5 protein-coding genes are annotated in these 5188 nt (G+C 34.0%); all 5 read left to right on the forward strand.

The genetic code is table 11. The features are described from left to right. A partial coding sequence (locus PHQ99_07660) for a hypothetical protein (protein ID MDD4289445.1) occupies positions 1–866 on the forward strand: 866 nt, incomplete at its 5' end. 381 nt (positions 867–1247) lie between these two features. Further along, positions 1248–2123: a 4Fe-4S binding protein gene (locus PHQ99_07665; GenBank protein ID MDD4289446.1), complete on the forward strand. Its 876-nt coding sequence runs from the start codon at positions 1248–1250 to the stop codon at positions 2121–2123. Continuing rightward, the gene (locus tag PHQ99_07670; protein ID MDD4289447.1) at positions 2113–2991 is read left to right on the forward strand and encodes a hypothetical protein; all 879 of its coding nucleotides are present in this window, start codon (positions 2113–2115) and stop codon (positions 2989–2991) included. Before PHQ99_07665 ends, PHQ99_07670 begins: the two co-directional genes overlap by 11 nt. Before the next feature lie 482 nt (positions 2992–3473). Continuing rightward, positions 3474–4550 carry an N-acetyl-gamma-glutamyl-phosphate reductase gene (gene argC, locus PHQ99_07675; GenBank protein ID MDD4289448.1) on the forward strand — a complete coding sequence of 359 codons (1077 nt, stop codon included), beginning with the start codon at positions 3474–3476 and terminating at the stop codon, positions 4548–4550. 69 nt (positions 4551–4619) lie between these two features. Further along, positions 4620–5188: bifunctional ornithine acetyltransferase/N-acetylglutamate synthase (locus PHQ99_07680; protein MDD4289449.1), on the forward strand; the 569-nt coding region annotated here is incomplete at its 3' end.

Here is a 5188-nt window from a genome sequence, read left to right on the forward strand (position 1 = left end):
GTGAAATTGATTTTGCTTTTTTTAGAGAAAATGCCGAAGAAGTTGTTGGTTATACAGATTATGGAAAAATAATCTTCCAGGGGGATAGCCATGATAAAATCAGGTATCTTTATGAGGGTGAAGATGCTTTTGATTATTATAAAGATGATTACCGGGGAGAATGGCTGGATGCAGATGAATGGTTATCTCTAACCAGAGAAAGTAAGTATCCCGGTGTCCCCCCCAATGTATACAATCTACTTATGAATGAGAAAGCGGGGGATATTGTCATAGTAATTAATCCCCCCAGGATACCAATTTTTAATTTACGCTATCCGGCGAATCATGCCGGATTAACAAAGACTGATTTACTTGTTCCAATTCTGTTAAAAGGAAAAGAGCTGGAACATCTTTATGATACAGAAGAGATATGGCTTCATGATTTGTTTAATCAGATTCCGTCCCTTGATTTGAATAGTAAACCTGACCGTGAAAAACATTCCTTCTCATTCTGGGGTAACCTACAAGACGGCCAATACCCTGGCTTTGAATTATCTATTTCTCCGGCGTATCGCTGGAATGTTGTGCTGCAATATGAAAATGATCTTTATAATGGCAGATTTGAATACGACTTTTACAGCTCCTATGTAATCAGGCTGTGGATAGGTGCCGGTTTGGAATACCAGGAAAAAGAGTATGAGCCTTTTTTGCATACCCGCATACAAATGGATTTTGATAAAATACGATTTAATTACGGTGTACAGAGCCATCTTTTTGATTTAAAGAATTGGGAAGAAAACAAAAAAGAATTAATATATAAAGTAAACAACAGGCTGTCAATTGACTGGCAAATCCCCAACCGTCTTGGTTTCAGTATCTACTGGTAGTTGTCACGGGGACGGTTCTTTTGACAATCTTTTTGTAATAAAGTAATGCTAAAAACTCTTTTCTTTTAGCATTATCCAACTCATATTCCACATATCACATATATAATACTTCAAAAACCTGCTATTTTAATCTTTAGAGACTGATTTAAATAATTCACAATCTTATAGGAATATTAAATCAGAATTATATAAATATTTTTAAGAGTATTTATTAATTATTTATGCATACTGTGAAAGAAATAAACAATTTTAAGCGTATTAATAGTTAGTGAAAGTTACATTACAATTTTTTAAACACCAAGAGGGAATTAATTATTTTTCAAATAGAAATTTAAGAATCAGGCTACAAATATCTAAATAATAAAAGGAGAGTTATATGAGATGCCTATTAAAAATAAGAAACTGAACTGGCTACGGACAATTATCCAGATTGCTTTTTTATCAGTGGTAATTCTGGTAAGTATTAATCATTATCGTGTCTCACAAGGGTTAGCCCCATTATTGGTAGGTTCACCCTCGTTTCATTCTATTTGCCCTTTCGGCGGGGTAGTAACTGCCTACCATTATTTTACTGAAGGAATATTTATTCGTCAGACACATCAATCTTCTTTTACTTTAATGTGGCTGGTTCTTTTGTTAACCTTATTTTTCGGACCGGTCTTCTGTGGATGGGTTTGCCCTATAGGAACTGTACAGGAATTTGTTGGTAAAATTGGCCGAAAAATATTTCCAAAAAAGTATAATCAGTTTATTCCTAAAAAAATCGATTACTGGTTACGCTACTTGAGGTATTTAGTGCTTATTTCGATAGTTATACTAACTGCTCAACAACTCAGGCTTGTATTTCAGGATTATTGCCCATATTTCAATTTATTTAGTTTCTGGTCAAGTGAAGTAACTGTTTCGGCAGTAATATTACTGGGTATTATTTTTGTAGGATCATTATTTGTAGAACGTCCATGGTGTAAATATCTTTGTCCTTTAGGAGCATTATTAGGGATATTCAATCTTTTCCGTATAATACCATTAAGAAGAAATGATGAGATCTGTATAAATTGCAGAAAATGTGATCGGGTATGTCCTATGAATATTAAGATTTCAGACAAAAAAGTGATAAGAGATCATCAATGTATTTCCTGTTTGCTGTGTACAGATGAGGCCAGCTGCCCGGTTGAAGGTGGAATGGAATTTGCTTTTTTGAGAAACAATAAAGATGTTAATAAGGATATAAACCGGGGAGGAAAAAATGAAAATTAGACATATTCATGTATTTTTTGCAATTATAATAATTTTAGGTGGTGGAATATATGTATCAAATGAACTTGGCTTATTTGCGACTGCTGGCAGAGGAAGCACTTCTGTAACAGGATCTGGCAGAGGAAGACAAGTTTATTCATTATCCTCAGATGCGTCCATTGAAACCAGCAGCATAAATATGAATTCTGAAATACAGTCACTTGATAAATTAAGCGGGCAGGTACATGATATTGCAGAAATTAGAGGCTCATTTACCTTGGAGGAAGTAGAACAGCTATATGGTGTACCCCCTGGGGCAATTATTGAGGGATTCAATCTTAGTAAAGATACTAATCCAGCAATATTTCGGTTAAACAATTTAAAAGAGATTTATCATCCAGTAGAGCTTGAGGGTGAAATTTATGAAGTAGAAACAGATACAGTCAAAACGTTTGTTTCCCTGTATACTGGAATGCCTTATATATCAGAGGAAACATTTTATTTGCCAAAACATGCTGTAGACTATCTGATTAATAGGAATAAACTAAGTGGTGAAGAGAAAGATTACTGGGAAAACCATACTTTTGATTTGATCCTCATTAAGAGTGATAGCTCTGATAAATTTAACGAAGAAAAAAATATAACAGATTATCCGGAGGAAGAAACAATAAAGATAGAAGAATTTACTAAAAATACATCTATTGCAGGCAGGACGACCATTGCCGAATTATTAGCTATGGGAATAGATGAAGAGTCTTTTAAAAAGTTAACCGGGTTGGAAATACCAGAGCAGAAAAACATCTCTGTAAGAGATTATGCAGTTTCTAATGGTATTGATTTTGGCGAAATAAGGGGAAAACTTGAAACTTTCCTAATAACAGGAAATTAAAGCAGGGTGTAACCATATATGAGAAAAGTCTATTAAAATTTTTTTGAAAAATATTTGACATTAACTGAATATTTGAGTATTATTAATTTCAAAATTAATATTTACTATTGGTAAAAATAGGTCTTATCTTATAAATCCAGAGAGAGATATGTTTTGGTGGAAATATCTTAAATAAGAAAAACCGAAAAGAAACCCAGAACTAATTATAGGATGGTTAACTTTAATAACCAACATGAGTGGGATAAGTTATTTATCCAATTCCAGGTGGCACCGCGAGATTTAATCTCGTCCTTTAATGGCTAAATACAGTCGGAAGGACGAGATTTTTTAATATTAACCTGGAAAAGGATAGAAAGATAAATAACTCATCCAAGGTGGGTGGCACCGCGAGAATATTTATAATCTGTCTCGTCCCTTTGAATAATTATAATTAATTATTTGGGACGAGATTTTTTTATTTTCCATTTGGAGGAAGTGATAAAATGAAAAATGATGAGAAAAAGATAAAAGTCAGTATTGTGGGGGCAACCGGCTATTCGGGAAAAGAGTTAATTAGAATTTTATTAAAGCATCCCTATGTGGAAATAATGCATTTGGTATCTGCAAGTTATGTAGGTAAAAAGATTGCTGAAATCTTTCCTGATTTTTTAAATCAACTGGACAGAGAGCTTATTGAGCTTGATACCGACAAGATTTCCAGGGATTCTGATTTGGTTTTTACTGCTTTACCCCATACTGTTTCGATGAAAATTGTACCTGATTTACTAAAGAAGAAGGGATTGAAAGTCATTGATATCAGTGCTGATTTCCGTCTTAAAAATCCGGATAATTATGCAGAATGGTATCAGACTGACCTTAACAAAGAGAGCCAGTTTTTGCTAAAAGATGCAGTTTATGGTTTACCCGAGATATATGCTGAAAAAATAAAAAAAGCTTCATTGATTGCCAATCCGGGATGTTATCCTACCAGCGCCATATTGGGAGTAGTACCTCTGCTGTTTAATCAGCTGGTAAGTCCTGAAGGGATTATTGTTGATGCCAAATCCGGTACCAGCGGTGCTGGACGGAAATTATCATTAGGGTTACATTTTACTGAATGCAATGAAAGCTTTAAAGCCTACAAATGTCTTAAGCACAATCATATCCCGGAAATTGAGCAAGAGCTCTCTTTTGCCTATAACAGCAAAAAACAGCAAGACAGAAAAGAAGAGATTAAGATTTCTTTTACCCCTCATCTATTGCCAATAAATCGGGGTATTCTATCTACCTGCTATCTTAATCTGGTCAACAGCTGTAGTACTACAGAAGTTTTGAAAGTATATGAAGACTTTTATAAAGATGCACCTTTTATAAGAATTTTTAAACCCCCTACATTACCGGAAATACGGTTTGTAGAAAAAACAAATTATTGTGACATCGGATTTGCTATTGATGATAGAACAGGAATTATTAAAGTTATATCTGTTATTGATAATTTAACCAAAGGGGCATCGGGGCAGGCGATTCAAAATATGAATATAATGTTTGGTTTCCCTGAAAAATCGGGACTTATACAGTAATATCAACATAGTATATAAAAAATTTTTAATTAAATAAAAAAATTTATGAATATAAAAGGAGTGCAAAAAATGGAAAAAGCATCTTCTGGAAAAGATATAAATATTATTAAGGATAAAGGAATAACATATCCCAAAGGATTTAAGGCTGCAGGATTAAATTGCGGAATCCGACTGAAAAGAGAAGATCTGGCACTAATCTATTCAGAAAATATTGCCACTGCTTGTGGTGTTTTTACACAGAATAAGTTTAAGGCTGCTCCATTATTTGTAACAGAAGAAAATTTAAATAAATCTAAAGGTCAGCTGCAGGCAATTTTGATTAACAGCGGGGTTGCCAATGCCTGTACCGGAGAAAAGGGGATGCAGGATGCCTGGGAAACAGTTGAATATGTATCTGAAGGTTTAAAGATTAAAAAAGAATATGTAGCTGTAACTTCTACCGGTAAGATTGGAGAATTTTTACCTCTGGATAAGATAAAAAATGGAGTAAAAAAAGCAATTGCTAATTTATCTGAATCTGGAGGCACTGATGCTGCCAAGGCAATACTCACTACAGATAAAGCCAAAAAGGAGATAGCAGTAAACTTTACTATTAAAGGAAAAGAAATCAGGATAGGAGGCATAGCAAAAGGTTCGGG

The sequence above is a fragment of the Atribacterota bacterium genome (genome assembly GCA_028703475.1).
GTDB lineage: Bacteria > Atribacterota > Phoenicimicrobiia > Phoenicimicrobiales > Stramentimicrobiaceae > JAQVMU01.